This window comes from Pseudomonas sp. GNP012 (assembly GCF_054343835.1).
The window spans coordinates 4,331,496-4,356,572 of record NZ_JBTGUU010000001.1 but is presented as its reverse complement, the minus strand read 5'-3'; the positions used below and the strand labels follow the sequence as shown (position 1 = coordinate 4,356,572).

Annotated in this window: 24 protein-coding genes; 15 read left to right on the top strand and 9 right to left on the bottom strand. The window is 59.7% G+C overall.

Annotation, left to right across the window (positions count from 1 at the left end; all coding sequences use genetic code 11):
* The first annotated feature begins 4 nt into the window (after positions 1 to 4).
* The 3 genes from ACXX83_RS19625 (at position 5) to ACXX83_RS19615 (ending at position 1,820) form a co-directional block, all read left to right on the top strand.
* Positions 5 to 475, top strand: coding sequence for a nuclear transport factor 2 family protein (locus ACXX83_RS19625; protein ID WP_217836296.1), 471 nt, complete (start codon positions 5 to 7; stop codon positions 473 to 475).
* Positions 476 to 515: 40 nt separating this feature from the next.
* Entirely contained in the window at positions 516 to 800 is a 285-nt protein-coding gene (locus tag ACXX83_RS19620) for a GIY-YIG nuclease family protein (RefSeq protein WP_015096713.1), read from the top strand.
* An 84-nt stretch (positions 801 to 884) separates the two neighbouring features.
* A complete protein-coding gene (locus tag ACXX83_RS19615; RefSeq protein WP_217836295.1) occupies positions 885 to 1,820 on the top strand; it encodes a glutathione S-transferase family protein in 936 nt (311 codons plus the stop codon).
* Between the two features lie 107 nt (positions 1,821 to 1,927).
* Here the strand turns inward: ACXX83_RS19615 and ACXX83_RS19610 are convergent, their stop codons facing one another.
* Together ACXX83_RS19610 and yejK are read right to left on the bottom strand one after the other, a co-directional pair.
* On the bottom strand, positions 1,928 to 2,278 hold the full coding sequence (locus ACXX83_RS19610; protein WP_015096711.1) for a glutaredoxin family protein: 351 nt from the start codon (positions 2,276 to 2,278) through the stop codon (positions 1,928 to 1,930).
* Complete coding sequence (gene yejK, locus ACXX83_RS19605) at positions 2,278 to 3,282, bottom strand: nucleoid-associated protein YejK (protein WP_126047407.1); 1,005 nt, start codon at positions 3,280 to 3,282, stop codon at positions 2,278 to 2,280. The genes ACXX83_RS19610 and yejK overlap by 1 nt, the downstream gene beginning before the upstream one ends.
* 396 nt (positions 3,283 to 3,678) lie before the next feature.
* Between yejK and ACXX83_RS19600 the strand changes: the two genes are divergently transcribed.
* Entirely contained in the window at positions 3,679 to 3,960 is a 282-nt protein-coding gene (locus ACXX83_RS19600; RefSeq protein ID WP_007905514.1) for an HU family DNA-binding protein, read from the top strand.
* Between the two features lie 71 nt (positions 3,961 to 4,031).
* Here the strand turns inward: ACXX83_RS19600 and rlmF are convergent, their stop codons facing one another.
* The 5 genes from rlmF to ACXX83_RS19575 form a co-directional block, all read right to left on the bottom strand.
* Entirely contained in the window at positions 4,032 to 5,060 is a 1,029-nt protein-coding gene (gene rlmF / locus ACXX83_RS19595; RefSeq protein ID WP_217836294.1) for a 23S rRNA (adenine(1618)-N(6))-methyltransferase RlmF, read from the bottom strand.
* 214 nt (positions 5,061 to 5,274) lie between these two features.
* A complete protein-coding gene (locus tag ACXX83_RS19590) occupies positions 5,275 to 8,121 on the bottom strand; it encodes a valine--tRNA ligase (RefSeq protein WP_458549387.1) in 2,847 nt (948 codons plus the stop codon).
* Positions 8,122 to 8,360: 239 nt separating this feature from the next.
* A complete protein-coding gene (locus tag ACXX83_RS19585; protein ID WP_458549386.1) occupies positions 8,361 to 9,677 on the bottom strand; it encodes an MFS transporter in 1,317 nt (438 codons plus the stop codon).
* Between the two features lie 261 nt (positions 9,678 to 9,938).
* A complete protein-coding gene (locus ACXX83_RS19580) occupies positions 9,939 to 11,171 on the bottom strand; it encodes a transporter associated domain-containing protein (RefSeq protein ID WP_458549385.1) in 1,233 nt (410 codons plus the stop codon).
* A 12-nt stretch (positions 11,172 to 11,183) separates the two neighbouring features.
* Positions 11,184 to 11,996 (bottom strand): cytochrome C assembly family protein, encoded by an 813-nt coding sequence (locus tag ACXX83_RS19575; RefSeq protein WP_217836290.1) that lies wholly within the window; start codon positions 11,994 to 11,996, stop codon positions 11,184 to 11,186.
* Between the two features lie 210 nt (positions 11,997 to 12,206).
* On the opposite strand from ACXX83_RS19575, the gene ffh reads away from it, so the two are divergent.
* From ffh to ACXX83_RS19520, 11 genes are all read left to right on the top strand, one after another.
* On the top strand, positions 12,207 to 13,583 hold the full coding sequence (ffh, locus tag ACXX83_RS19570) for a signal recognition particle protein (RefSeq protein WP_217836289.1): 1,377 nt from the start codon (positions 12,207 to 12,209) through the stop codon (positions 13,581 to 13,583).
* A 408-nt stretch (positions 13,584 to 13,991) separates the two neighbouring features.
* The gene (gene rpsP, locus ACXX83_RS19565) at positions 13,992 to 14,243 is read left to right on the top strand and encodes a 30S ribosomal protein S16 (RefSeq protein ID WP_007972721.1); all 252 of its coding nucleotides are present in this window, start codon (positions 13,992 to 13,994) and stop codon (positions 14,241 to 14,243) included.
* A gap of 5 nt (positions 14,244 to 14,248) precedes the next feature.
* Positions 14,249 to 14,785 carry a ribosome maturation factor RimM gene (gene rimM, locus ACXX83_RS19560; protein ID WP_007972729.1) on the top strand — a complete coding sequence of 179 codons (537 nt, stop codon included), beginning with the start codon at positions 14,249 to 14,251 and terminating at the stop codon, positions 14,783 to 14,785.
* A gap of 2 nt (positions 14,786 to 14,787) precedes the next feature.
* On the top strand, positions 14,788 to 15,540 hold the full coding sequence (gene trmD / locus ACXX83_RS19555; protein ID WP_007897583.1) for a tRNA (guanosine(37)-N1)-methyltransferase TrmD: 753 nt from the start codon (positions 14,788 to 14,790) through the stop codon (positions 15,538 to 15,540).
* A gap of 45 nt (positions 15,541 to 15,585) precedes the next feature.
* Positions 15,586 to 15,936 carry a 50S ribosomal protein L19 gene (gene rplS, locus ACXX83_RS19550; RefSeq protein ID WP_003175895.1) on the top strand — a complete coding sequence of 117 codons (351 nt, stop codon included), beginning with the start codon at positions 15,586 to 15,588 and terminating at the stop codon, positions 15,934 to 15,936.
* A 98-nt stretch (positions 15,937 to 16,034) separates the two neighbouring features.
* On the top strand, positions 16,035 to 16,931 hold the full coding sequence (gene xerD / locus ACXX83_RS19545; RefSeq protein WP_095965481.1) for a site-specific tyrosine recombinase XerD: 897 nt from the start codon (positions 16,035 to 16,037) through the stop codon (positions 16,929 to 16,931).
* 164 nt (positions 16,932 to 17,095) lie between these two features.
* A complete protein-coding gene (gene dsbC / locus ACXX83_RS19540; protein ID WP_015096703.1) occupies positions 17,096 to 17,827 on the top strand; it encodes a bifunctional protein-disulfide isomerase/oxidoreductase DsbC in 732 nt (243 codons plus the stop codon).
* A 133-nt stretch (positions 17,828 to 17,960) separates the two neighbouring features.
* A complete protein-coding gene (locus ACXX83_RS19535; RefSeq protein ID WP_085715854.1) occupies positions 17,961 to 19,265 on the top strand; it encodes a homoserine dehydrogenase in 1,305 nt (434 codons plus the stop codon).
* 66 nt (positions 19,266 to 19,331) lie between these two features.
* Positions 19,332 to 20,741 carry a threonine synthase gene (gene thrC / locus ACXX83_RS19530; protein WP_007971289.1) on the top strand — a complete coding sequence of 470 codons (1,410 nt, stop codon included), beginning with the start codon at positions 19,332 to 19,334 and terminating at the stop codon, positions 20,739 to 20,741.
* A 119-nt stretch (positions 20,742 to 20,860) separates the two neighbouring features.
* Positions 20,861 to 22,216, top strand: coding sequence for a transporter substrate-binding domain-containing protein (locus ACXX83_RS19525; RefSeq protein ID WP_458549384.1), 1,356 nt, complete (start codon positions 20,861 to 20,863; stop codon positions 22,214 to 22,216).
* 161 nt (positions 22,217 to 22,377) lie between these two features.
* On the top strand, positions 22,378 to 22,665 hold the full coding sequence (locus tag ACXX83_RS19520) for a DUF3509 domain-containing protein (RefSeq protein WP_095965478.1): 288 nt from the start codon (positions 22,378 to 22,380) through the stop codon (positions 22,663 to 22,665).
* A gap of 170 nt (positions 22,666 to 22,835) precedes the next feature.
* Here the strand turns inward: ACXX83_RS19520 and ACXX83_RS19515 are convergent, their stop codons facing one another.
* Together ACXX83_RS19515 and ACXX83_RS19510 are read right to left on the bottom strand one after the other, a co-directional pair.
* A complete protein-coding gene (locus tag ACXX83_RS19515; RefSeq protein WP_458549383.1) occupies positions 22,836 to 23,804 on the bottom strand; it encodes a TIGR02285 family protein in 969 nt (322 codons plus the stop codon).
* Positions 23,758 to 24,957, bottom strand: coding sequence for a CaiB/BaiF CoA transferase family protein (locus ACXX83_RS19510; RefSeq protein ID WP_458549382.1), 1,200 nt, complete (start codon positions 24,955 to 24,957; stop codon positions 23,758 to 23,760). Before ACXX83_RS19510 ends, ACXX83_RS19515 begins: the two co-directional genes overlap by 47 nt.
* Between the last annotated feature and the right edge of the window lie 120 nt (positions 24,958 to 25,077).

Here is a 25,077-nt window from a genome sequence, read left to right as displayed (position 1 = left end):
GCAGATGAGTGAAGCCCATAGCGCCTTGATCACCCGTTTCTACCAGGCTTTCCAGCGCCTGGATGCCGAAGCCATGGCTGCCTGCTACACCGATGATGTGGTGTTCAGTGACCCGGCGTTCGGTGAGCTTCGCGGTCGCGATGCCGGTGACATGTGGCGCATGCTGACTACTCGGGCCAAGGATTTTTCCCTGACCTTCGATCATGTTCACGCCGACGGGTGCACCGGTGGTGCCCATTGGGTGGCGACCTACCTGTTCAGCCAGACCGGCAACACCGTGGTCAACGACATCCAGGCGCGCTTCGTCTTTCGCGACGGCAGGATTTGCGAGCATCACGACAGCTTTGATCTCTGGACCTGGTCACGACAGGCATTGGGTTTCAAAGGTCTGCTGCTGGGCTGGACGCCACTGGTGCGCAACGCCGTTCGCGCCCAGGCATTGAAGGGGCTGAAGGCATTTCAGGCCGGTCGCTGATAAGATCGCGGCTCGTTTCCTTTCAAGCCTTGATCGTGCCGTGACCACCCCAAGCGAGTCTCCCGTCAGCAAGCCCTGGTTCGTTTACCTCGTTCGCGCGGCCAATGGTTCGCTGTATTGCGGGGTCAGCGATGATCCCGTGCGCCGCTTCGCCAAGCATCAAAGTGGCAAGGGTGCACGGTTCTTTCTGTCCAGCCCGGCCATGGCGCTGGTCTACACCGAACTTTGTCGCGACAAAAGCGAAGCGCTGCGCCAGGAACGGCTGATCAAGAAACTGCGCAAAAGCGCCAAGGAATGTCTGGTCGCGTCTTATCAATCTGGCTGATCGGCTCCCATCAGGCACATCTGTAGGCTGCCAACCGATTGCGCGCTAAGCTGCGGATTCCTAATTTGTGCGGCGGAGCCGAGCATGTCCGAGTTGATTCTTCATCATTACCCGACGTCCCTCTTTGCCGAAAAGGCCCGCTTGTTGCTGGGCTTCAAGGGCTTGTCATGGCGTTCGGTGAAGATCTCGCCAGTGATGCCCAAACCGGACCTTACGGCATTGACCGGTGGCTACCGCAAGACACCGGTGTTGCAGGTCGGTGCTGATATTTATTGCGATACGGCATTGATTGCCCGGCGACTGGAGCAGGAAAAAGCCTTGCCGGCGTTCTTTCCGCAAGGTCAGGAAATGATCACCGCGTCGTTTGCAGCCTGGGCTGACTCTGTTGTGTTCCAGCACGCGGTCAGCCTGGTGTTCCAGCCGGAATCGATAGCGGTGCGTTTTGGCAATTTATCGCCGGAAGCGATCAAGGCGTTTCTGGCCGACCGTGCCGGTTTGTTCAGTGGTGGTAGCGCGACAAAATTGTCTACCGAACAGGCCAAGCATCAGTGGCCAACGATCATGTCGCGGCTGGAGCTGCAGTTGCAGCGTGAAGAGGGTGATTTCCTGTTCGGTGAACCGTCGATTGCCGACTTTGCCTTGGCCCATTGCCTCTGGTTCCTCAAGGCCACACCGGTGACGGCTCCACTGGTCGAGGCTTACCCGGCAGTCAATGCGTGGCACTCTCGGGTATTGGGCTTTGGTCATGGCGCCTCCAGCGAGATGACGTCCGAAGAGGCGCTGGAGGTGGCGCGCAGGTCCACGCCAGCGGCATTGCCGGATGAGCAGTTCGTCGATCCCAACGGATTCACGGCGGGTCAGCAGGTGGTCATCGCGGCCACGGACTATGGCGTTGATCCGGTCGCGGGAGAGCTGCTGTTTGCCGGCAGCGAAGAGTTGATTGTGCGGCGCAAGGACGAACGTGGCGGCTTGGTGCATGTGCACTTCCCGCGGTTTGGTTTCCGTATCGAAGCCATCTGACCTTTGTAGGAGCGAGCTTGCTCGCGAAGATCGTGAACGATAACGCGTAAAACCGGATGCCCAGCGGCGCCCATGGTTTTTTCGCGAGCAAGCTCGCTCCTACAGGGTTACTTCAACGCCGCCAGAATCGCATCCGGGTCATACCCGCGAATCAGGGTTCCGTTCACATCGATGATCGGAATTCCGCCACCACCCAAGGCCTCGTAATCCTTGCGCGCGACGGCATCCTTCTCGATATCGAATTCCTTGTACGGAATGCCTTTCTGATCGAGAAACCGCCGGGTCAGTTTGCAGTAACCACACCATTCGGTGGCGTAGAGCACGACGTTGGCCTTGGTCTGCGTCTGCTCTGACACCACTTGCGAAGGGTTGAAGACCCGCTCGATCTTGCCCCAGTTCTGGTAAGCCACAACCACCAGCAGGATCAGCAGGAATTTTTTCAGGACGCCGCCGAGCATCAGTTGCGACGCTTCAGCTGATCGGTGAGCGAAGTGGGCAGGCCCTTGATGATCAGCGTGCCGGCTTCTTCGTCGTACTCGATCTTCGAACCCAGCAGGTGTGCTTCGAAACTGATCGACAAGCCTTCGGCGCGGCCGGTGAATCGACGGAACTGGTTCAGGGTGCGTTTATCGGCCGGGATTTCCGGCGACAGGCCGTAGTCCTTGTTGCGAATGTGGTCGTAGAAGGCCTTCGGGCGTTCCTCGTCGATCAGCCCCGACAATTCCTCCAGGCCCATCGGCTCACCGAGCTTGGCCTGGCTGCTGGCGTAATCCACCAGGGTCTTGGTCTTCTCGCGGGCGTCGTCTTCCGGCAGGTCTTCGCTTTCAACGAAATCACTGAAGGCCTTGAGCAGGGTGCGGGTTTCACCCGGACCGTCGACGCCTTCCTGGCAGCCGATGAAGTCGCGGAAATACTCCGAAACCTTTTTGCCGTTCTTGCCTTTGATGAACGAAATGTACTGCTTGGATTGTTTATTGTTCTGCCACTCGGAAACGTTGATCCGCGCCGCCAGGTGCAATTGGCCCAGGTCCAGGTGACGGGACGGGGTCACGTCCAGTTCATCGGTCACGGCCACGCCTTCGCTGTGGTGCAGCAGGGCGATGGCCAGGTAGTCGGTCATGCCTTGCTGATAGTGTGCGAACAGCACATGGCCGCCGACGGACAGGTTCGATTCTTCCATCAGTTTTTGCAGGTGCTCGACCGCCACGCGGCTGAACGCCGTGAAATCCTGGCCGCCCTCGAAGTACTCCTTCAGCCAGCCGCTGAACGGAAATGCACCGGATTCCGGATGGAACAAGCCCCAGGCTTTACCCTGTTTGGCGTTATAGCTTTCGTTGAGGTCGGCGAGCATGTTCTCGATGGCCGCGGACTCAGCCAGTTCGGAGTCACGGGCATGGAGAACTGCAGGTGTGCCGTCGGGTTTTTTGTCGATCAGGTGGACGATGCAATGACGGATCGGCATGGGCTTCTCGGCTGAATGAGGAGAGGAGGGCGTGCTCCCCCGAAAAAGCGCTCAGTGTACCGCAACCACTGGTTTTGGCGCGGCGCGAAGGGCAATTGGCAGGCGACCGACGGTTCTTATGCGTTTTTTTCATGTTTTAGCGCAATAAAGCTGACCAAATGGGTAGCTAGAGGCGGATATTTCCACGTCTGTGTGCTAGCTTTGCCCGGTCTTGCGCGAAGTCACTGCGTTAAGCGTGCAGTCAGCATTTGTCAGGTCGAACCAAACCCTGATTTCGGTATCTATAACCCCGATCCCGAGGTTATTTGGCCGAGGGTGCCGGATCCAGAAGATCGGGCTCGATGGCTGACATTGCACTCTGCAATCCATATGAATTTGATAGGGAAGGAACACTAAATGGCTCTTACTAAAGACCAACTGATCGCCGACATCGCTGAAGCTATCGACGCGCCGAAAACCACCGCGCGTAACGCTCTGGACCAACTGGGCCAAATCGTTGCCGATCAGCTGGAAAACGGCGGCGAAATCACTCTGCCAGGCATCGGCAAGCTGAAAGTGACTGAGCGTCCTGCCCGTACCGGCCGTAACCCTTCGACTGGCGCTGCCATCGAAATCGCTGCCAAGAAAGTGATCAAGCTGGTTGTGGCCAAAGGCCTGACCGACGCTGTTAACAAGTAAGACTTGTTAAGAAAAGCCGTGCGCCGGAGCGATCCGGGCACGGTTTTTTTATGGGCGCGATAAAGCGCTCGCTACGCTTGAGCGTTGCTCCAGCGTGCCTGACGCCAGGCCTGTTGCTGCGCCTGGGTCTGAAAGGTCCAGGCGACGAAGCGGCTCTGCTTCTGTCCCTGACCCATTTCCACCACCCGACTGTCCAGTGCGCCGGCCTTGGTCAGGGCCGTCTGGATCGCCGGCAGGTTCGACGCTTTTGACACCAGCGTGCTGAACCACAGCACTTGTTGCGCCACCTGCACGCTCTCGCTGACCAGTTGCGTGACGAAACGCACTTCCCCGCCCTCACACCACAGTTCCGCCGCCTGCCCGCCAAAGTTCAGCACCGGCAGCTTGCGTTTCGGATCGGCCTTGCCCAGGGCTCGCCATTTGCGCGTACTGCCCCGCGTGGCCTCATCCAGCGAGGCGTGGAATGGCGGGTTGCACATGGTCAGGTCGAACCGCTCTGCACTCTCCAGCAGGCCTGTGAGGATCTGCTTGGGATTGTTCTGCTGGCGTACCTGGATTGCCTTGTTCAAGCCATTGGATTGAATGATGGCCTTCGCCGCAGCGATGGCGGTCGCATCAATGTCGGAGCCAAGGAATTGCCAGCGATAATCGCTGTAACCGATCAGCGGATAAACGCAGTTGGCGCCCATGCCGATGTCCAGCACCTTCACGGCAGCACCACGGGGGATCGCTCCGTCATTCCCGCTGGCCAGCAGGTCGGCGAGGAAGTGCACGTAATCGGCACGGCCTGGCACTGGCGGACACAGGTAGTCGGCGGGGATGTCCCAGTGAGCGATGCCGTAGAACGACTTGAGCAGCGCCCGGTTGAACACCCGTACGGCCTCCGGGCTGGCGAAGTCGATGCTTTCCTTGCCGTACGGATTGATGATCACGAATTTTTTCAGTTCCGGCGTGCTTTTGATCAGCGCCGGAAAGTCGTAGCGACCCTGATGGCGATTGCGCGGGTGCAGGCTGGCCTTCTCACGCGGCGCCGCGGATTTGGCTGCAGGCGCGGATTCAGGCTTTTTGCGCGCAGGTTTTGGTGTGCGGGGGGCGGTCATGGCGGTGGTCGATTCGGGTATGGCTAAAAGTGGCGGGCATTGTCCCACATCCAGGTGTTCCCTGTAGGAGCTGCCGCAGGCTGCGATCTTTTGATCTTGCTTTTTAAAAACAAAATCAAAAGATCGCAGCCTGCGGCAGCTCCTACAGGGAGGGGGGGCAGCGGCATAAAAAAGGGAGGCCACTTGGGCCTCCCTTTTTCATTGCGATCCGCCGTTACAGGCTGGCAATCCGCGCATGCTGCTCGGCCAACTTGCCCAGGGCCTGTTCAGCCTCGGCCAGTTTGGCGCGTTCCTTTTCGATGACTTCGGCTGGCGCCTTGTCGACGAAACCGGCGTTGGACAGCTTACCGCCGACACGTTGCACTTCACCCTGCAGACGCTGGATTTCCTTGTCCAGACGCGCCAGCTCCGCACCTTTGTCGATCAGGCCGGCCATAGGCACCAGCACTTCCATCTCGCCGACCAGTGCGGTGGCGGACAGTGGTGCTTCTTCGCCGGCAGCCAACACAGTGATCGATTCGAGGCGCGCCAGCTTCTTCAGCAGGGCTTCGTTTTCGGCCAGGCGACGCTGATCCTCGGCGCTGACGTTCTTCAGGAACAGCGGCAGCGGTTTGCCCGGGCCGATGTTCATTTCGCCACGGATGTTACGGGTGCCGAGCATCAGGCCCTTGAGCCATTCGATGTCGTCTTCGGCCGCCTGATCGATGCGTGTTTCGTTGGCCACTGGCCAAGGTTGCAGCATGATCGTCTTGCCTTCGATGCCGGCCAGCGGCGCGATGCGCTGCCAGATTTCTTCGGTGATGAACGGCATGAACGGGTGCGCCAGGCGCAGGGCGACTTCCAGTACGCGCACCAGGGTGCGACGTGTGCCGCGCTGGCGTTCAACCGGAGCGTTTTCGTCCCACAGCACAGGCTTGGACAGTTCCAGGTACCAGTCGCAGTACTGGTTCCAGATGAACTCGTACAGCGCTTGTGCCGCCAGGTCGAAACGGAATTGGTCGAGTTGGCGGGTCACTTCGGCTTCGGTGCGTTGCAGCTGCGAAATGATCCAGCGGTCAGCCAGGGACAGCTCATAGGCTTCGCCGTTCTGGCCGCAGTCTTCGCCCTTGTCCAGCACGTAACGTGCGGCGTTCCAGATCTTGTTGCAGAAGTTGCGATAGCCCTCGACGCGGCCCATGTCGAACTTGATGTCGCGACCGGTGGACGCCAGCGAGCAGAAGGTGAAGCGCAGGGCGTCGGTGCCGTAGCTGGCGATGCCTTCGGCGAACTCGTCGCGGGTCTGCTTCTCGATCTTCTTCGCCAGTTTCGGCTGCATCATGCCGGAGGTGCGCTTCTGCACCAGGGCTTCGAGCTCGATACCGTCGATGATGTCCAGCGGGTCCAGGACGTTGCCCTTCGACTTGGACATCTTCTGCCCCTGGCCGTCACGCACCAGGCCGTGAACGTAAACGGTCTTGAACGGAACCTGCGGCGTGCCGTCTTCGTTTTTCACCAGATGCATGGTGAGCATGATCATCCGGGCAACCCAGAAGAAAATGATGTCGAAGCCAGTCACCAGGACGTCGGTGGAGTGGAATTTTTTCAGGAATTCGGTTTTTTCCGGCCAGCCGAGAGTGGAGAAGGTCCACAGGCCCGAGCTGAACCAGGTGTCGAGAACGTCGTTGTCCTGTTGCAGCGCAACGTCCGGGCCGAGGTTGTGCTTTGCACGCACTTCGGCTTCGTCGCGACCTACGTAGACCTTGCCCGACTCGTCGTACCAGGCCGGAATGCGGTGGCCCCACCAGAGTTGACGGCTGATGCACCAGTCCTGGATGTCGCGCATCCACGAGAAATACATGTTTTCGTACTGTTTCGGTACGAACTGGATGCGGCCGTCTTCAACGGCGGCGATCGCAGGTTCGGCCAAAGGCTTGGTGGACACGTACCACTGGTCGGTCAGCCACGGTTCGATGACGGTGCCGGAACGGTCGCCTTTCGGCACTTTCAGGGCGTGATCGTCAACGCTGACCAACAGGCCGGCAGCGTCGAACGCGGCCACGATCTGCTTGCGCGCTTCGAAGCGGTCGAGACCGGCGTATTCGACCGGGATCTTGCCGTCGATGGTCTCGTTCAGCGTGCCGTCGAGGTTGAACACCTGACAGGCCGGCAGAACGGTGGCGTTCTTGTCGAAGATGTTCAGCAGCGGCAGGTTGTGACGCTTGCCGACTTCGTAGTCGTTGAAGTCGTGGGCCGGGGTGATTTTCACGCAGCCGGTGCCGAATTCAGGGTCGCAGTAATCGTCGGCGATGATCGGGATGCGGCGGCCAACCAGCGGCAGCTCGACAAATTTGCCGATCAGGGCTTTGTAGCGTTCATCGTTCGGGTTCACCGCCACGGCGGAGTCGCCGAGCATGGTTTCCGGGCGAGTGGTCGCGACGATCAGGAAATCGTTGCCTTCAGCGGTCTTGGCGCCATCGGCCAGCGGGTACTTCAGGTTCCACAGGAAACCTTTCTCGTCGTGGTTTTCCACTTCGAGGTCGGAAATCGCCGTGTGCAGCTTGGTGTCCCAGTTGACCAGGCGTTTGCCGCGGTAGATCAGGCCGTCTTCGTGCAGGCGTACGAAAGCTTCTTTAACAGCTTCCGAGAGGCCGTCGTCCATGGTGAAGCGCTCGCGGCTCCAGTCGACGGACGAACCGAGGCGACGGATCTGGCGGCTGATGTTGCCACCGGACTCATCCTTCCATTCCCAGACTTTCTCGAGGAATTTTTCGCGGCCCAGGTCGTGGCGGCTCTGGCCCTTGGCTTCGAGCTGACGCTCGACCAGCATCTGTGTGGCGATACCGGCGTGGTCGGTGCCCGGCTGCCACAGGGTGTTGCGACCCTGCATGCGGCGGAAACGGATCAGGGCGTCCATGATCGCGTTGTTGAAGCCGTGACCCATGTGCAGGCTGCCGGTGACGTTCGGCGGCGGGATCATGATGGTGTAGGACTCGCCCGCGCCTTGCGGGGCGAAGTAATTCTCTGACTCCCAGGTGTTGTACCAGGAAGTTTCAATGGCGTGCGGCTGGTAGGTCTTATCCATGCGCGGCGGGACCCTATTGGCATTTATTCAGGAAAAGCCGGGAAGTATAGCGGGGATGAGCCGATGCGCGTAGAGCGAGGTGACAATGGGCTTGGGAAAAGTTGTGGTTTTTCGGGAGGCGTTTTGTCTGCAATGACGCCATCGCGGGCAAGCCACGCTCCCACAGGATCCGTGTCGATCACAAAATAGTGGTTCGACAAAAGACCTGTGGGAGCGGGCTTGCCCGCGAAAGCGATCTGTCAGGCGACCTGATTCAAATCGTTATGCCGTGTTTCCTTCAGGCACAGCACCGCAATCAAACTCAGCACCGCGGCCCCGGACACATAACCGCCGACGTAGCCCAGTCCGCCCATCGCCACCAGTTTCTGGGCGAAGAACGGCGCTGCGGAGGCGCCCACGATACCGCCCAGGTTGTAGGCCGCCGAGGCTCCGGTGTAGCGCACGTGGGTGGGGAACAGTTCCGGCAGCAGCGCGCCCATGGGCGCAAATGTCACGCCCATCAGAAACAGTTCGATGCACAGGAACAACGCCACACTCCAGGTCGAACCTTGGGTCAGCAGCGGTTCCATGAGGAAGCCGGACAGGATCGCCAGCACGCCGCCGACGATCAGCACCGGCTTGCGCCCGTAACGGTCGCTGGCCCAGGCCGACAGCGGGGTGGCGGCCGCCATGAACAGCACCGCGAAGCACAGCAGGCCGAGGAAGGTTTCGCGGCTGTAGCCGAGCGTTGCTACGCCGTAGCTCAGGGAAAACACCGTAGAGATGTAAAACAGCGCATAGCACACCACCATCGCGCCGGCGCCCAGCAAGACTGGCATCCAGTATTGGCCGAACAGCTCGAACAGCGGGATCTTCACCCGTTCCTGGCGCGCCATGGCGTTGGCGAATACCGGGGTCTCATGCAGCTTGAGGCGCACGTACAGGCCGACCATCACCAGTGCGGCGCTGAGCAGGAACGGAATACGCCAGCCCCATGAGCGGAACTGTTCATCGTCCAGCACCACGGCCAGGGTCAGGAACAGGCCGTTGGCCGCCAGGAAGCCAATGGATGGACCCAGCTGCGGGAACATGCCGAACCAGGCGCGCTTGCCTTTCGGCGCGTTCTCCGTGGTCAGCAATGCCGCGCCACCCCATTCACCGCCCAGCCCCAGGCCCTGGCCGAAGCGCAGGATGCACAGCAGGATCGGTGCCCAGGCGCCAATGCTGTCGTATCCCGGCAGCACGCCGATCAGTGTGGTGCACACGCCCATCAATAGCAGCGAGGCGACCAGGGTCGACTTGCGGCCGATACGGTCGCCAAAGTGGCCGAAAAGGGCCGAACCCAAGGGGCGGGCGAGGAAGGCGATGCCGAACGTGAGAAACGCCGACAGCATCTGGGCGGTGCCAGATGTCTGAGGAAAGAACACCGGGCCAATCACCAGCGCCGCGGCAGTGGCATAGACATAGAAATCGTAGAACTCGATGGCGGTACCGATGAAGCTTGCAGTGGCCACGCGGGTGGCGGAGTTCGTCGGTTGTGCAGGTGTGGAGTCGCTGTAAGTCGTGCTGGTCGTCATGCGGTGATCCCTGACAGTCATGTGCTCCAGTGGAGCGAATTATTATGGTCGAGAACCCAGGGATGTGGGTGGAGGCACGGTCGCTGTTCAAGGTAGGAACAGTCGTCGGTTCGTTGCGGGCTTTGCGGGTGGACAGGCCGGAAGCTGCGAGGTGCGGGGTAAGCACGGGGTCGGCGAGGCTTGGGTAAGCGCTTCGATTATAGGAAGGTGGCTAACTATCGAACAAGTGGCTTGAGTGGCCATGGGGATTTGTGTCGGGTTTTAGATAACCACAGGCATCGAGCTGGTCTGCCAGATCAGCACCCGCGTGACACGGTTGTCCTCGGTCTCGAGAATTTCCAGGCGATACCGGCCTATTTTCAGGCACACCGCACTATCGGGAATAGTCTCCAGGGCCTCGGTGACCAAGCCGTTCAGGGTTTTCGGGCCATCGCTGGGCAGGTGCCAGCCGAGGCTCTTGTTCAGTTCGCGAATGGACGCGGCGCCGTCGATCACCAGGCGTCCGTCTGCTTGCGGGTGAATGTGCGGGTTGTCCAGGCTGTGCTGGCTTTCGAACTCGCCGACGATTTCTTCGAGTATGTCTTCCAGGGTGACGATGCCCAGCACTTCGCCGTATTCATCGACCACCATGCCCAGGCGTCGCTGCTGTTTGTGGAAGTTGAGCAGTTGCAACTGCAGCGGGGTGCTTTCCGGCACGAAGTACGGCTCGTGGCTGGCCGCCAGCAAGGCTTCCCTGGTCAGGCTTGCGTCGGGCAACAAGTGCAGGATATGCCGGGTGTTGAGGACGGCTTCGACCTGGTTGATATCACTGTGAAACACCGGCAGGCGCGTGCGCTTGTTGTGGCGCAATTGTTCGATGATTTCTTCGATGGAGTCATCGAGATTGATGCCGTCCACGTCGCTGCGCGGTACCAGGATGTCATTGACGGTGATGTTGTCCAGTGCGTGGATGCCTGGCAGCGCGTGAGGGCGGCTTACGGTTTCGGAGGGCGCATGCCGCTCCGTCAGTGCTTCGTCCTCACTCTGTTGCACCACTTTGGCCTTACGGACGAATGGGCGCGTCAGCAACCGGCTGATGCTGGTGAGCAGCCATGCCGCGGGATAGATGATTTTCAGCGGCAACCGCAGCAGGTTGTTGCCCTGGGCCAGGATCGTCTCCGGATAGCGAGCGGCGAGGGTGCGTGGCAAGTAGTCGGAAAACACCAGCAACATGGCGCCCGCCCCGAGGCAGGCGACCCACGGGCCGTTCTCGGCCCAGGTGAAAATGGCCAGCAAGGTGCTGATGACCACCACGAGTGCACGGCACAGTGTGTTGCAAAAAATCAGGCTGGCCAGGGGGAAGTTGAGTTTCGCCACCGGTTTGTCGCTGGAACGCGTTGCGGTGCGCTGGGCCAGCAAATGCTGGTGCGCCGCCTCGATGGCGGTAAACAGCCCCGACCATAAAACCAGCAGGGTCACTACCGCGAGCATCGGCCCTATGGGCAAGTCGTCCATTAATGCCGCCCGTCAGATATGCAGGATGTATTCACGAACCAGCTTGCTGCCGAAATACGCCAGCATCAGCAGGCAAAAGCCGGCCAGGGTCCAGCGAATGGCTTTGTGTCCGCGCCAGCCCAGGCGATTGCGTCCCCACAGCAACACGCTGAAAACGACCCAGGCCAGGCAGGCCAGCAAGGTTTTGTGCACCAGATGCTGGGCGAACAGGTTCTCGACGAACAGCCAGCCGGAAATCAGCGACAGCGACAACAGCGTCCAGCCGGCCCAGAGAAAACCGAACAGCAGGCTTTCCATGGTTTGCAGCGGCGGGAAGTTCTTGATCAGTCCGGAGGGGTGCTTGTGCTTGAGTTGGTGGTCCTGGACCAGCAGCAGCAAGGACTGGAACACCGCGATGGTGAACATGCCATAGGCCAGAATCGAAAGCAGGATGTGGGCGAGGATGCCCGGCTCCTCATCGATGACCTGTACCGTGCCGGCGGGGGCAAAGTGCGCCAGCATCACGGTCAGGGCCCCAAGCGGGAGCAGCAGGACCAGCAGGTTCTCTACCGGTATCCGCGAGCAGGCCAGCAGGGTCAGTGCGATGACCGCCACGGCAATCAGGCTGGCGGCACTGAAGAAGTCCAGGGCCAGGCCGGTCGGGGTCAGCAGGTGGGTGAGCAGGCTGACGCTGTGGGCCAATACGGCGAGCACGCCGAGCAGGACCAGCAGGCGTTTGTTGACCTTGGCGCCGGACGCCAGGTGAGTGCCCTGGTAAATGGTCGCAGCGGCATACAAGCAGGCGGCGGCGAGGGTCGTTAGCAAGCTGGGTGACAAGGGGAGCATAAATCCTGTTAGGCAAGCCCGAAAGTCGCTGAGTTTGGCATAGAACCCCTGCCACACGAAAGACCGCGCAACCCGACGGCGAGGTGTCCGCCGGCCACAGTCTTCGCTATAATCCGCGACCTGCCCACGCCGCAGGCTCGCCGAGCACACGTTTAGTCCGGTCCGGGCCGCCATTATCCCGGTCTACACAGGGCCTGAAAGGATCGCGCAATGTTTGAAAACTTAACCGACCGTCTCTCGCAGACGCTGCGCCATGTCACCGGCAAGGCCAAGCTGACTGAAGACAACATCAAAGACACCCTGCGTGAAGTGCGCATGGCGTTGCTCGAAGCCGACGTCGCCCTGCCGGTGGTCAAGGACTTCGTCAATTCGGTCAAGGAACGCGCCGTAGGCACCGAGGTGTCGCGCAGCCTGACGCCGGGCCAGGCCTTCGTGAAGATCGTCCAGGCCGAACTCGAAAGCCTGATGGGTGCGGCCAACGAAGACCTGAACCTGAGCGCAGTGCCGCCAGCGGTCATCCTCATGGCTGGTTTGCAGGGTGCTGGTAAAACCACCACCGCCGGCAAGCTTGCGCGCTTCCTTAAAGAGCGCAAAAAGAAGTCGGTCATGGTCGTGTCCGCCGACGTTTACCGTCCGGCGGCGATCAAGCAGCTGGAAACCCTGGCCAACGACATCGGCGTGACCTTCTTCCCGTCGGACCTGAGCCAGAAGCCGGTCGACATCGCCAATGCGGCTATTAAGGAAGCAAAACTCAAATTCATCGACGTGGTCATCGTCGATACCGCCGGTCGCTTGCACATCGATGAAGAGATGATGGGCGAGATCAAGGCCCTGCACGCCGCGATCAACCCGGTCGAAACCCTGTTCGTGGTTGACGCCATGACCGGCCAGGACGCCGCCAACACGGCCAAGGCCTTCGGCGATGCATTGCCACTGACCGGCGTGATCCTGACCAAGGTCGACGGCGACGCCCGTGGCGGTGCCGCGCTGTCGGTGCGCGCAATCACCGGCAAGCCGATCAAGTTCATCGGTATGGGCGAGAAGAGCGAAGCGCTCGATCCGTTCCACCCTGAGCGTATCGCCTCGCGCATCCTCGGCATGGGCGATGTGCTTAGCCTTATCGAGCAGGCCGAAGCGACCCTCGACAAGGACAAGGCCGACAAGCTTGCTAAAAAGCTGAAGAAGGGCAAGGGCTTCGACCTCGAAGACTTCCGCGATCAGTTGCAACAGATGAAGAACATGGGCGGCCTCGGCGGGCTCATGGACAAGCTGCCGAACATGGGTGGCGTGAACCTGGCGCAAATGGGCAACGCCCAGGGTGCGGCAGAGAAGCAATTCAAGCAGATGGAAGCCATCATCAACTCCATGACCCCGGCCGAACGCCGCGACCCCGAGATGATCAGCGGTTCGCGCAAGCGCCGGATCGCCATGGGTTCCGGCACACAGGTGCAGGACATCGGCCGCTTGATCAAGCAGCACAAGCAGATGCAGAAGATGATGAAGAAGTTCTCTGCAAAAGGCGGAATGGCCAAGATGATGCGCGGCATGGGCGGTATGTTGCCCGGCGGCGGCATGCCCAAAATATAGTGTCCTTTCACGCCAATACTGCTCACTTTTGGCGGCGTCTGGTGCCCTCATGCGGCGTTGCCGCTCCTCGCCATAGCGGGCTATGACTCGTCGCGGCGCCTTGCCTGAGGGCACCAGTCACTCGCCAAAATGTGAGCGTATTGGCGAGAAAGGACACACGAATTCGCGCCGGTCGTCGCACCGGCGCTAACCCACACGGACGTGGGATATACAGCAAACCCGCACTTGGCGGGAGCTGACCGGCCGTTTTCAACGACGGCTCTATAGCAAATCTGCATGGCGGCCGATAGACCGCCGGAAAAAGTCATTTGCAAAAGTCCGGATATTCCTTAGAATATGCGGCCTTTCGGGCACCCATGCCCGCTGTGCCTTTAGATTTGCAGCACCGACTACAGGAACGATGTTCACATGCTAACAATCCGTCTTGCCCTTGGCGGCTCCAAAAAGCGCCCGTTTTACCACTTGACCGTAACCGACAGCCGCAACCCGCGCGACGGTTCGCACAAGGAACAGGTTGGCTACTTCAACCCTGTTGCCCGTGGTCAGGAAGTTCGTCTGTCCGTGAACCAAGAGCGCGTAGCCTACTGGCTGAGCGTTGGTGCACAACCTTCTGAGCGCGTTGCTCAGTTGTTGAAGGAATCTGCTAAGGCTGCGGCCTGAGCAATATGAACGCGACGCCAGCTGTTGCTGATGATTTGATCGTTATCGGCAAGATTTATTCTGTTCACGGCGTTCGCGGCGAAGTGAAGGTGTACTCCTTTACTGATCCGATTAAGAACCTGCTGGATTACAAAACCTGGACGCTCAAGCGTGACGGCAATGTAAAGCAGGTAGAGCTGGTCAGCGGACGCGGGAATGACAAGTTCCTGGTCGCAAAGCTCAAGGGTCTCGATGATCGTGAAGAAGCTCGTCTTCTGGCCGGTTATGAGATCTGCGTGCCGCGCAACCTGTTCCCTGAACTGACCGACGGCGAGTACTACTGGTACCAGCTGGAAGGTCTCAAGGTCATCGACACCCTCGGGCAACTGTTCGGGAAGATCGATCACCTGCTGGAGACCGGCTCGAACGATGTCATGGTGGTCAAGCCTTGCGCTGGCAGCCTGGATGATCGCGAACGCCTGTTGCCCTATACCGAGCAATGCGTGTTGGCTGTCGACCTGGCGGCAGGCGAGATGAAGGTGGATTGGGACGCGGATTTCTAAGCGTGGCTAACTTGCGCGTAGAAGTGATCAGTCTGTTTCCCGAGATGTTCTCTGCCATCAGCGAGTACGGCATCACCAGTCGTGCGGTGAAACAGGGGCTCTTGCAGCTCACCTGTTGGAATCCGCGAGACTACACGACGGATCGACATCACACTGTGGACGATCGCCCGTTTGGCGGTGGTCCGGGCATGGTGATGAAGATCAAGCCCCTGGAAGATGCTCTGGTTCAGGCCAAGGCAGCAGCCGGGGAGGCGGCGAAGGTAATTTATCTGTCGCCCCAAGGCCGCCAGCTGACTCAGTCGGCGGTACGCGAGTTGGCGAATCTGGATGCATTGATCCTGATTGCCGGCCGCTATGAAGGCATTGACGAGCGTTTTATTGATGCTCATGTCGATGAAGAGTGGTCGATTGGCGACTATGTACTGTCTGGCGGCGAGCTGCCGGCGATGGTCCTGATCGATGCGGTTACACGACTGCTGCCTGGAGCTTTAGGGCATGCGGACTCCGCCGAGGAAGATTCCTTTACGGATGGTTTGCTGGATTGCCCGCACTACACCCGACCGGAGGTGTATGCGGATCAGCGTGTTCCCGACGTATTGCTAAGTGGCAATCACGCGCACATCCGGCGTTGGCGTTTACAGCAGTCCCTTGGTCGGACCTTTGAACGACGCGCCGATCTTCTGGAAAGCCGCTCGCTTTCTGGAGAAGAGAAGAAGCTGCTCGAGGAATACATCCGCGAGCGGGACGATAGTTAACAACGTATCGATGGTAGATCCGACGATTTACCTTAGGAGCACAGCATGACTAACAAAATCATCCTTGCACTCGAAGCAGAGCAGATGACCAAAGAGATCCCTACCTTTGCCCCGGGCGACACCATTGTCGTTCAGGTGAAAGTGAAGGAAGGCGACCGTTCGCGTCTGCAAGCGTTCGAAGGCGTAGTTATCGCCAAGCGTAACCGCGGCGTAAACAGTGCATTCACCGTTCGTAAAATCTCCAACGGTGTTGGCGTAGAGCGTACTTTCCAGACCTACTCCCCGCAAATCGACAGCATGGCTGTCAAGCGTCGCGGTGACGTACGTAAAGCCAAGCTGTACTACCTGCGCGACCTGTCGGGTAAAGCAGCTCGCATCAAGGAAAAACTGGCTTAAGTCCAGCTTCCGATGCAAAAAAAGCAGCCTGCGGGCTGCTTTTTTGTTGCCTGCGATTTATCTTCGTTGACCGTGTTGCCGGTCTTGCCTGAGCCTTTATGCCCGCCATTGATCATCCCCTGATAGACCAGTTCCTCGACGCCCTCTGGCTGGAGAAAGGCCTTTCCGACAACACCCGCGATGCCTATCGCAGTGACCTGGCTCTGTTCAATGGCTGGCTGCAGGAAAAAGGCCTGGAGCCGATCAACGCCGGACGCGAGTTGATCCTCGATCACCTGGCCTGGCGCCTGGAGCAAAACTACAAGCCCCGTTCAACGGCAAGGTTTCTCTCTGGCGTGCGTGGCTTCTATCGCTATCTGCTGCGGGAAAAGCTGATCGCCGTCGATCCGACCCTGCGCATCGATATGCCGCAACTGGGTAGGCCATTGCCCAAATCCTTGTCGGAAGCAGACGTAGACGCGCTGTTGGCTGCACCGGACCTCAGCGAAGCCATCGGCCAGCGTGACCGGGCGATGCTCGAAGTGCTTTATGCCTGTGGTCTGCGGGTGACGGAGCTGATCAGCCTGACCCTGGAGCAGGTCAACCTGCGCCAGGGGGTGCTGCGCGTGATGGGCAAGGGCAGCAAGGAGCGGTTGGTGCCGATGGGCGAGGAGGCGATTGTCTGGGTCGAGCGTTACATGCGTGATGCCCGCAGCGAACTGCTTGGCGGACGTCCCAGCGATGTGTTGTTTCCCAGCCAGCGTGGCGAGCAGATGACGCGCCAGACCTTCTGGCACCGGATCAAGCATCAGGCCAAGGTCGCCGGGATTGGCAAGTCGCTGTCGCCGCACACCTTGCGCCATGCCTTCGCCACGCATCTGCTCAACCATGGCGCCGATTTACGGGTGGTGCAGATGCTCCTTGGTCACAGCGATCTGTCGACCACCCAGATTTACACACACGTCGCCAGGGCGCGGTTGCAGGATCTGCATGCCAAACACCATCCACGGGGGTGATTCAGTGCTTCAAATGGAATACGAGCCTGTGGCGATCCGACAAGCCCCCTCGCCACAGGAATCTTATGTGATAGGCTTGACCGGTTTGCACGATGGGCGGTTATGACCCGGTGTTTCGGCACGGGCGTTCTGATCGTCCCATATGTTCGCCTTCAGGAGTTCTCATGCGTCTGACCCAGATTTTCGCCGCCGCAGCCATTGCGTTGGTCAGCACCTTTGCCGTCGCCGATGACGCGGCCGACAAAGCCATTCGTAAAAGCCTGGAAAACCTCCAGCTCGAAGTGCCGGTAGAGACTATCACCGCCAGCCCGATGCCCGGTCTGTACGAAGTCAAGCTCAAGGGCAGCCGTGTGCTGTACGCCAGCGCCGACGGCCAGTACGTGGTGCAGGGCTACCTGTTCGATCTCAAGGACGGCAAGCCGGTCAACCTGACCGAGAAGACCGAGCGCCTGGGCATCTCCAAGCTGATCAACGATATTCCGGTTGCAGAAACCGTGGTGTACCCGGCCATTGGCGAAACCAAGTCGCACATCACCGTATTCACCGATACCACCTGCCCGTACTGCCACAAACTCCACGCCGAAGTGCCGGAGCTGAACAAGCGCGGCATCGAAGTGCGTTATGTCGCATTCCCTCGCCAGGGCCTGGGCTCGCCGGGTGACGAGCAACTGCAAGCCGTGTGGTGCTCGAAAGACAAGAAAGCGGCCATGGACAAAATGGTCGACGGCAAGGAAATCAAGGCCGCCAAGTGCGATAACCCGGTTTCCAAACAGTACGCACTCGGCCAGTCGATCGGCGTGAACGGCACACCGGCCATCGTTTTGGCCGACGGACAGGTCATTCCGGGCTACCAGCCTGCGCCACAAGTCGCCAAACTGGCGCTGGGCGCGAAGTAAATTCGCATCGTCACGGGCAGCCATTGACGATCATGGTCCGGCAGCGACATCGCCGGGCCATTAATAGAGAGCCGCGAGCATGCGGCTGTTTTCACGGCCGGCCTTGAGTCGGCCGTTTTATGGGGAGTTCACAGTGAAACCGGTCAAAGTAGGCATCTGTGGGTTAGGGACCGTCGGTGGCGGTACCTTCAACGTACTTCAGCGCAACGCCGAGGAAATTGCTCGTCGTGCCGGGCGTGGGATCGAAGTGGCACAAATTGCCATTCGCACGCCAAAGCCTCAGTTCCAAACGACCGGTATTGCGATTACCACCGATGTCTTCGAAGTGGCCACGAACCCTGAGATCGACATCGTTATAGAGCTGATGGGCGGCTACACCGTTGCCCGCGAGCTGGTACTCAAGGCCATCGAGAATGGCAAGCATGTGGTCACCGCGAACAAGGCGCTTATTGCTGTTCACGGTAATGAAATTTTCGCCAAGGCACGCGAGAAAGGCGTGATCGTTGCGTTCGAAGCGGCGGTGGCCGGTGGCATCCCGGTGATCAAGGCGATCCGCGAAGGCCTGTCCGCCAACCGTATCAACTGGGTGGCCGGCATCATCAATGGCACCGGCAACTTCATCCTGACGGAAATGCGCGAGAAGGGTCGCACTTTCGAGGACGTATTGGCCGAAGCCCAGGCTTTGGGTTACGCCGAAGCCGATCCGACCTTCGACGTTGAGGGGATCGACGCTGCTCACAAGCTGACGATCCTGGCCTCCATCGCGTTCGGCATCCCGCTGCAATTCGACAAGGCCTACACCGAAGGCATCACCAAGCTGACCACCGCTGACGTGAACTACGCCGAAGCGCTGGGTTACCGCATCAAGCACCTGGGCGTGGCGCGCAGCACCGCGGCCGGTATCGAACTGCGCGTGCACCCGACGCTGATCCCGGCCGATCGCCTGATCGCCAACGTCAACGGCGTGATGAACGCGGTGATGGTCAATGGCGATGCTGCCGGTTCGACCCTGTTCTACGGCGCTGGCGCCGGCATGGAGCCGACTGCTTCGTCGGTGATCGCCGACCTGGTGGACGTGGTTCGCGCCATGACGTCCGATCCGGAAAACCGTGTACCGCACCTGGCGTTCCAGCCGGATTCGCTGTCGGCTCACCCGATCCTGCCGATCGAAGCCTGTGAAAGCGCCTATTACCTGCGCATTCAGGCCAAGGATCATCCGGGCGTTTTGGCTCAGGTCGCGAGCATCCTTTCGGAGCGCGGCATCAATATCGAGTCGATCATGCAGAAGGAAGCCGAGGAGCACGACGGCCTGGTGCCGATGATCCTGCTGACCCACCGCGTGCTGGAACAGCACATCAACGATGCCATCGCTGCTTTGGAAGCCTTGGCGGGTGTGGTCGGTCCGGTTGTTCGGATCCGTGTCGAGCACCTGAACTAAGCCGATATCGTTGACCGGGCTCGCTTGCGGGTCCGGCACTACGAACACTGTCCATTGGAGTCAGTCATGCGTTACATCAGTACCCGCGGCCAGGCACCGGCCCTGAATTTCGAAGACGTCCTGCTGGCAGGCCTTGCCACCGACGGCGGTCTGTACGTCCCGGAAAACCTGCCACGTTTCACCCAGGAGGAAATCGCTTCCTGGGCCGGCCTGCCGTATCACGAGCTGGCCTTCCGCGTCATGCGCCCGTTTGTCACCGGCAGCATTCCGGACGCTGATTTCAAGAAAATCCTTGAAGAAACCTACGGCGTGTTCGCCCACAGCGCCGTCGCGCCGCTGCGTCAGCTGAACGGCAACGAATGGGTGCTGGAGCTGTTCCACGGCCCGACCCTGGCGTTCAAGGACTTCGCCCTGCAACTGCTCGGTCGTTTGCTTGACTACGTGCTGGAAAAGCGCGGCGAGCGCGTGGTAATCGTCGGCGCTACCTCCGGTGATACCGGTTCGGCCGCCATCGAAGGCTGCAAGCACTGCGAAAACGTCGACATCTTCATCCTGCACCCGCACAACCGCGTGTCCGAGGTGCAACGTCGGCAGATGACCACCATCTTCGGTGAGAACATCCACAACATTGCCATCGAAGGCAACTTCGATGACTGCCAGGAAATGGTCAAGGCCAGCTTTGCCGACCAGGGCTTCCTCAAGGGCACTCGCCTGGTCGCCGTGAACTCTATCAACTGGGCGCGGATCATGGCCCAGATCGTTTACTACTTCCACGCAGCCCTGCAGTTGGGCGGCCCGGCGCGTTCGGTGGCGTTCTCGGTGCCGACCGGCAACTTCGGCGACATCTTCGCCGGTTACCTGGCACGCAACATGGGCCTGCCGATCAACCAGTTGATCGTCGCCACCAACCGCAACGACATCCTGCACCGCTTCATGAGCGGTAACCAGTACGTCAAGGAAACCCTGCACGCCACGCTGTCGCCGTCCATGGACATCATGGTGTCGTCGAACTTCGAACGCCTGCTGTTCGACCTGCATGGCCGCAATGGTGCGGCAATCGCCGGACTGATGGATTCATTCAAGCAGGGCGGTGGTTTCAGCGTCGAGCAAGAGCGCTGGACCGAAGCCCGCAAGTTGTTCGACTCGTTGGCCGTGGATGACGCGCAAACCTGCGAAACGATCGCCGAAGTCTACGAGCAGACCGGTGAAGTGCTCGACCCGCACACTGCCATCGGGGTGAAAGCTGCACGCGAATGTCGTCGTAGCCTGGACATTCCAATGGTGATCCTGGGTACCGCCCACCCGGTCAAATTCCCGGACGCCGTGGAAAAAGCCGGTGTAGGAAAAGCTCTCGAACTGCCTGTACATCTTTCTGATTTGTTTGAGCGAGACGAACGTTGCACCGTATTGCCAAATGACCTGAAGGCCGTGCAGGCCTTTGTCAGCCAGCATGGCAACCGTGGCAAGCCGCTGTAACCGGTCAGCGCTGTAACATTTTGAAGCCCGTCTCCTGACGGGCTTTTTCATTTCTGCATGCACACTTGTCGTGTTCTCGCCGCGAAGGGACAGGCGAGTGGATCACCAAGGACATGGGAATGCGGTTTACAAGTGTGTTCAAGTCAGTCGCGCGCTGGCTGGTTTTATTCGGCATCGTGGGAGTCGCCGAATGGGGAGGGGCAAGCCCTGCATCGATTCAGGAGCGTGGGAAGACTGTTGCACGTTCAGCGGTCGTGCTGGATGACCAGGAGCTGCAGTGGATAGCCAGCCATCCACGGGTCGTGGTCACGGCACTGGAATACCCGTTGTACCTCTTCAAGGATGAGCATGGTCAATGGGCGGGCCTGAACAGTGACATGCTCAAGCGCATCAGTGACATGACGGGGTTGCAGTTTGTTTACGAAGAGTCTTTTTCCGTTGATCAGATGCTGGCTCGTCTGGAAAGCGGCGCGGCGGATTTGAGCACCATGCTGTCAATGAATGACGAACGCCGGACGTTTCTCGATTTCAGCCATGCGTACGGTGGTGCAGGATGGGTCTTTGTCGGATTGGCCGGGGCACCGCCGGTGCAGTCGCTGGAGGATCTGGCGAAGCGGGTACTGGTGCTACCGACCCGGCATGCACTGGAAGCGATGATCCGTCGCGATTTTCCGTCCATCGAATTGCGTTCGGTCAAGACCTACGCCGAAGCCCGTGCCTGGGTTGAAAGCGGAGAAGCCTATGCCACCATCGAGAGCGAAATCGGCGCCCAGCTTTTTCCGTCGGGCCGGCTGCAGATCGGATCTGTGGTGCCGTACAAATGGGATGCGGATTATCTGGCGGTGCGCAAGGGGCAGCCGCAGTTGCTGAGCATCCTCAACAAGGCGCTCGAGGCCTTTCCTGCTCAGGAGCTGCACGATCTTCGCCGCAAGTGGTTCGGTGGCGCTACCACGGCACAGGCGCCTGGCCTCTGGCAGCGGCTTGACCAGTGGGTCTGCTGGGGCATGTTTGTGCTCAGCCTGTTCGGCCTGTTGTCCCTGCTCTGGAACCGGCGCTTGGCGGTGGTCGTCAGGCAGCGGGTCGAGGCCCAAAGGAACCTGCAAGATCAGCTCACATTCCAGCATGCCCTGATGGATGCCATGCCTGACCCGATGTTTGTCCGTGACCTGCAAGGGCGTTTGATCATGTGCAACAAAAGTTATGAGGACGCCTTGTCGACACGTTTTGACCGGATGCAGGGACGACAGTTGATCGAGGTCGATGTCATGCCCAGACAAACCGCGGAACTGCTGCATGCCGAGTTCATGGCGCAGTTGAGTACGCGCAGGGCACGTTTCTTCGAGCGTCAATTGCTGTTCAAGGAGGGGGTCAGGGACATCTACCAGTGGACAGTGCCGTTTTACACGGCGGATGGCCAGATGAAAGGCTTGTTGGGAGGCTGGGCCGACATCGCCCGGCGCACCCGACAAACGTGATGGCCGGGTTTTTTCTCTGTCATGTTCGCCGTGCATGCTCTCTTGACTGCACGGCAGGTTCGCCTGCGGTCAGTCTCCAGAACTTTCTTCTCGGGCAGGTGGTCATCTGTTGCAGGCATGCCCCAGGCACGTTGTTTTCGGACTATTGAGTGGTGATCGGGATGGAAAGTATCAGTCTGTTGCTCGGTGAAGCGCTGAGCCCGTATCAGGTCACATTGACCCCGTCAGGCATTCGTGGCGAATGTCGGGTGACCCTGAAAAATGCTATCGGCGCGACCGTGGTCGAGCGCGAGTTCAATCAGGCTCAGTTGAATGACAAGCGCCTGCTGACGGATGTGGTTGACGGTTTGCATCGCGACGTGCTGATCGCTGAAGGACGCCTTGAGCCTTGTGTCATCGCGGCATTGCGTAATGCTGCCCGGGACAGGCTTCTGGCCAGCCGCAATTGAACGGATTTTTGTGGGAACCTTCCCGCGCCCAGGTCAGTCAGATTTCGTAACAGCAGGATCAAGCATTGTGCTCCGGTGCTTGTAGCTTGCTGCTACTGGTCTTCAAGCAGGCCACGTTTAACCCCGAGTCGTTTCCCCACTTCTCGGGGTTTCTTTTTGCCCGGGATTGATCATGGCTGCGTCAGATTGTCGAAAAACGCCTTGCTGTCTTTCAGGTACTCGCTGCGACTTTGCGGATCCAGCCAGGCGGCATAAGCCTCGTCCAGGCGCTCGCGGGGCAGGGTGCGCAGCACCTGATTGATTTCGGCAATGGCCTGTCGGCCCTTTGGCGTGTCGGTGCAACCGATGTAGCCGGACAGGTATTTGCCCGTGCCACGGATTGGATAGAACTGTAATTCATCCTCGGCGATGCCTTGCAGCGAAGCCTGGTAGCGGATTTCCGGGCGATAGCCCAACAGCAGGCGCAAACGCCCAAGGCGCTGCATTTGCAGGAGGCTGCCCAAGGCGTCGTCGCCGTAATGAGGTGTCAGCACGTCGGCGGGTGCTTGCTTGAGCAGCCCGTCGAGGTACTCGCCGTAATTGCGCTCGGCGATGATCCCCAGTTTTTCGTTGCCGCTGGCGAGCAACTCGGCGAGGTCCACTTCGCCATCCTTGATAAAGGGGGTCAGTACCTTCTGGTCAACGCGCCGCACGGCCAGGCCATTGCTCATGGCACGGAAGACCGGGATGGAAAAGGCGATCCACTGTTCCCGTTCCTTGCTCCAGTTCAGCGCCGCGTCGCAGACGAGGGACGGTTCGTGAAGCATTTGCAGGCCACGCGCACGATTGACCCTCATCACGCTGTGCTGGTACTGCGGCATGCCGGCAATCAACAGGGGAAGCAGTTGATCGATAACGCCCTGGCCCTTTTTCGGTCCGTCGAAGATCGTCAGTGGCGGCAGGTCGCGTTTTAGCCAGATCAGGGTTTCCCTGGATTGCGCCAGGGCTGACGGGACCGGTTCAATGAGCAGGAGCAGGGACGCCAGCACGCAAAGCAAGCAGCCAGCGCGCGACGGGCAGAACCGAATGACCCATGCAGGCAGGTGCCTCAGTTCAGATGGCTCCGTCTTTGTGCAACTGTGCGATCTGCGTCGCGTCATAGCCAAGTTCCTGGAGTACCTGTGCGTTGTGCTCACCCAGTTGTGGCCCGACCCATTCACATTCACCGGGTGTCTCTGAGAGTTTCGGCACGATTCCCGGCATCTTGAAGTCTTTACCGTCCGGCAGTTTGGCCTGCAGGAACATTTCACGGGCCAGGTACTGAGGATCATTGAACATGTCTTCGGCGCTGAAGATCCGGCTCGCCGGCACCTCGGCCTGATTGAGCAGCGACAGCACCCTGTCCAGCGGCAGTGAATTGACCCAGCGATCGATGACGCCATAGAGCTCGTCGCGCCGCGCATCGCGGCCATCGTTGCTGGTAAGCAGAGGGTCGTTGGCGAGGTCTTCACGGCCGATGATCAGCATGAAGCGTTTGAAAATGGCGTCGCCATTGGCGCCGATCTGCACGTGTTTGCCGTCGGCACTGGTGTGGATCGAGGACGGGGTGATGCCCGGCATGATATTGCCCGTGCGTTCGCGGATGAAGCCGAACACGTCGAATTCCGGGACCATGCTTTCCATCATGGCGAAAATGGCTTCATACAGCGCCACGTCCACCACTTGCCCCTGGCCGCCGTTGACCTCGCGATGACGCAGGGCCATCAGCGCGCCGATCACGCCCCAGAGCGCGGCAATCGAGTCACCGATGGAAATGCCGGTGCGCACCGGTGGCCGGTCTTCGAAGCCGGTGATGTAGCGCAGGCCGCCCATGGACTCACCGACCGCGCCAAAGCCGGGCTGATCTTTCATCGGGCCGGTCTGGCCGAAACCCGACAGCCGCACCATGACCAGTTTCGGGTTCAAGGCGTGCAGGACGTCCCAGCCCAGGCCGAGTTTTTCCAGGACGCCGGGACGAAAGTTCTCGATCAGAATGTCGGCTTCACCGAGCAACTGTTTCAGGATCGCCTGACCGTCGGGGTGCTTGAGATTGAGGGTCAGGGACTTTTTGTTGCGCGCCTGGACGAACCACCACAACGAAGTGCCTTCATACAACTTGCGCCATTTGCGCAATGGATCACCGCCGTCCGGGGATTCGATCTTGATCACATCGGCACCGAACTCAGCGCAAATGCGCGAAGCAAACGGGCCGGCAATCAAGGTACCCAATTCGATGACTTTCAGACCGGAAAGCGGTTTGGCGGTGAACGGCATGCGGGATCCTGCTGGGCAAGGGGTGGGCGAGTACAGTGTTTTAACATAGCCGACTGTCAGGCGCTTCAGGTTGATCACCTTCAATTCGTGGATTGCCCGCCGCATCGGTTAGACTTGCCG

Excerpts from the sequence above, each read along its gene's own strand:
- rimM (WP_007972729.1), top strand. The coding sequence starts at position 14,249 with ATGAACGCGACGCCAGCTGTTGCTGATGATTTGATCGTTATCGGCAAG.
- ACXX83_RS19585 (WP_458549386.1), bottom strand. The coding sequence starts at position 9,677 with ATGACGACCAGCACGACTTACAGCGACTCCACACCTGCACAACCGACG.
- ACXX83_RS19615 (WP_217836295.1), top strand. The coding sequence starts at position 885 with ATGTCCGAGTTGATTCTTCATCATTACCCGACGTCCCTCTTTGCCGAA.
- rlmF (WP_217836294.1), bottom strand. The coding sequence starts at position 5,060 with ATGACCGCCCCCCGCACACCAAAACCTGCGCGCAAAAAGCCTGAATCC.
- ACXX83_RS19600 (WP_007905514.1), top strand. The coding sequence starts at position 3,679 with ATGGCTCTTACTAAAGACCAACTGATCGCCGACATCGCTGAAGCTATC.
- ACXX83_RS19575 (WP_217836290.1), bottom strand. The coding sequence starts at position 11,996 with ATGCTCCCCTTGTCACCCAGCTTGCTAACGACCCTCGCCGCCGCCTGC.
- ACXX83_RS19625 (WP_217836296.1), top strand. The coding sequence starts at position 5 with ATGAGTGAAGCCCATAGCGCCTTGATCACCCGTTTCTACCAGGCTTTC.
- thrC (WP_007971289.1), top strand. The coding sequence starts at position 19,332 with ATGCGTTACATCAGTACCCGCGGCCAGGCACCGGCCCTGAATTTCGAA.
- ACXX83_RS19590 (WP_458549387.1), bottom strand. The coding sequence starts at position 8,121 with ATGGATAAGACCTACCAGCCGCACGCCATTGAAACTTCCTGGTACAAC.
- ACXX83_RS19510 (WP_458549382.1), bottom strand. The coding sequence starts at position 24,957 with ATGCCGTTCACCGCCAAACCGCTTTCCGGTCTGAAAGTCATCGAATTG.
- ACXX83_RS19610 (WP_015096711.1), bottom strand. The coding sequence starts at position 2,278 with ATGCTCGGCGGCGTCCTGAAAAAATTCCTGCTGATCCTGCTGGTGGTT.
- xerD (WP_095965481.1), top strand. The coding sequence starts at position 16,035 with ATGCCCGCCATTGATCATCCCCTGATAGACCAGTTCCTCGACGCCCTC.
- dsbC (WP_015096703.1), top strand. The coding sequence starts at position 17,096 with ATGCGTCTGACCCAGATTTTCGCCGCCGCAGCCATTGCGTTGGTCAGC.
- ffh (WP_217836289.1), top strand. The coding sequence starts at position 12,207 with ATGTTTGAAAACTTAACCGACCGTCTCTCGCAGACGCTGCGCCATGTC.
- ACXX83_RS19520 (WP_095965478.1), top strand. The coding sequence starts at position 22,378 with ATGGAAAGTATCAGTCTGTTGCTCGGTGAAGCGCTGAGCCCGTATCAG.
- ACXX83_RS19525 (WP_458549384.1), top strand. The coding sequence starts at position 20,861 with ATGCGGTTTACAAGTGTGTTCAAGTCAGTCGCGCGCTGGCTGGTTTTA.
- ACXX83_RS19580 (WP_458549385.1), bottom strand. The coding sequence starts at position 11,171 with ATGGACGACTTGCCCATAGGGCCGATGCTCGCGGTAGTGACCCTGCTG.
- rplS (WP_003175895.1), top strand. The coding sequence starts at position 15,586 with ATGACTAACAAAATCATCCTTGCACTCGAAGCAGAGCAGATGACCAAA.
- rpsP (WP_007972721.1), top strand. The coding sequence starts at position 13,992 with ATGCTAACAATCCGTCTTGCCCTTGGCGGCTCCAAAAAGCGCCCGTTT.
- ACXX83_RS19515 (WP_458549383.1), bottom strand. The coding sequence starts at position 23,804 with ATGACGCGACGCAGATCGCACAGTTGCACAAAGACGGAGCCATCTGAA.
- yejK (WP_126047407.1), bottom strand. The coding sequence starts at position 3,282 with ATGCCGATCCGTCATTGCATCGTCCACCTGATCGACAAAAAACCCGAC.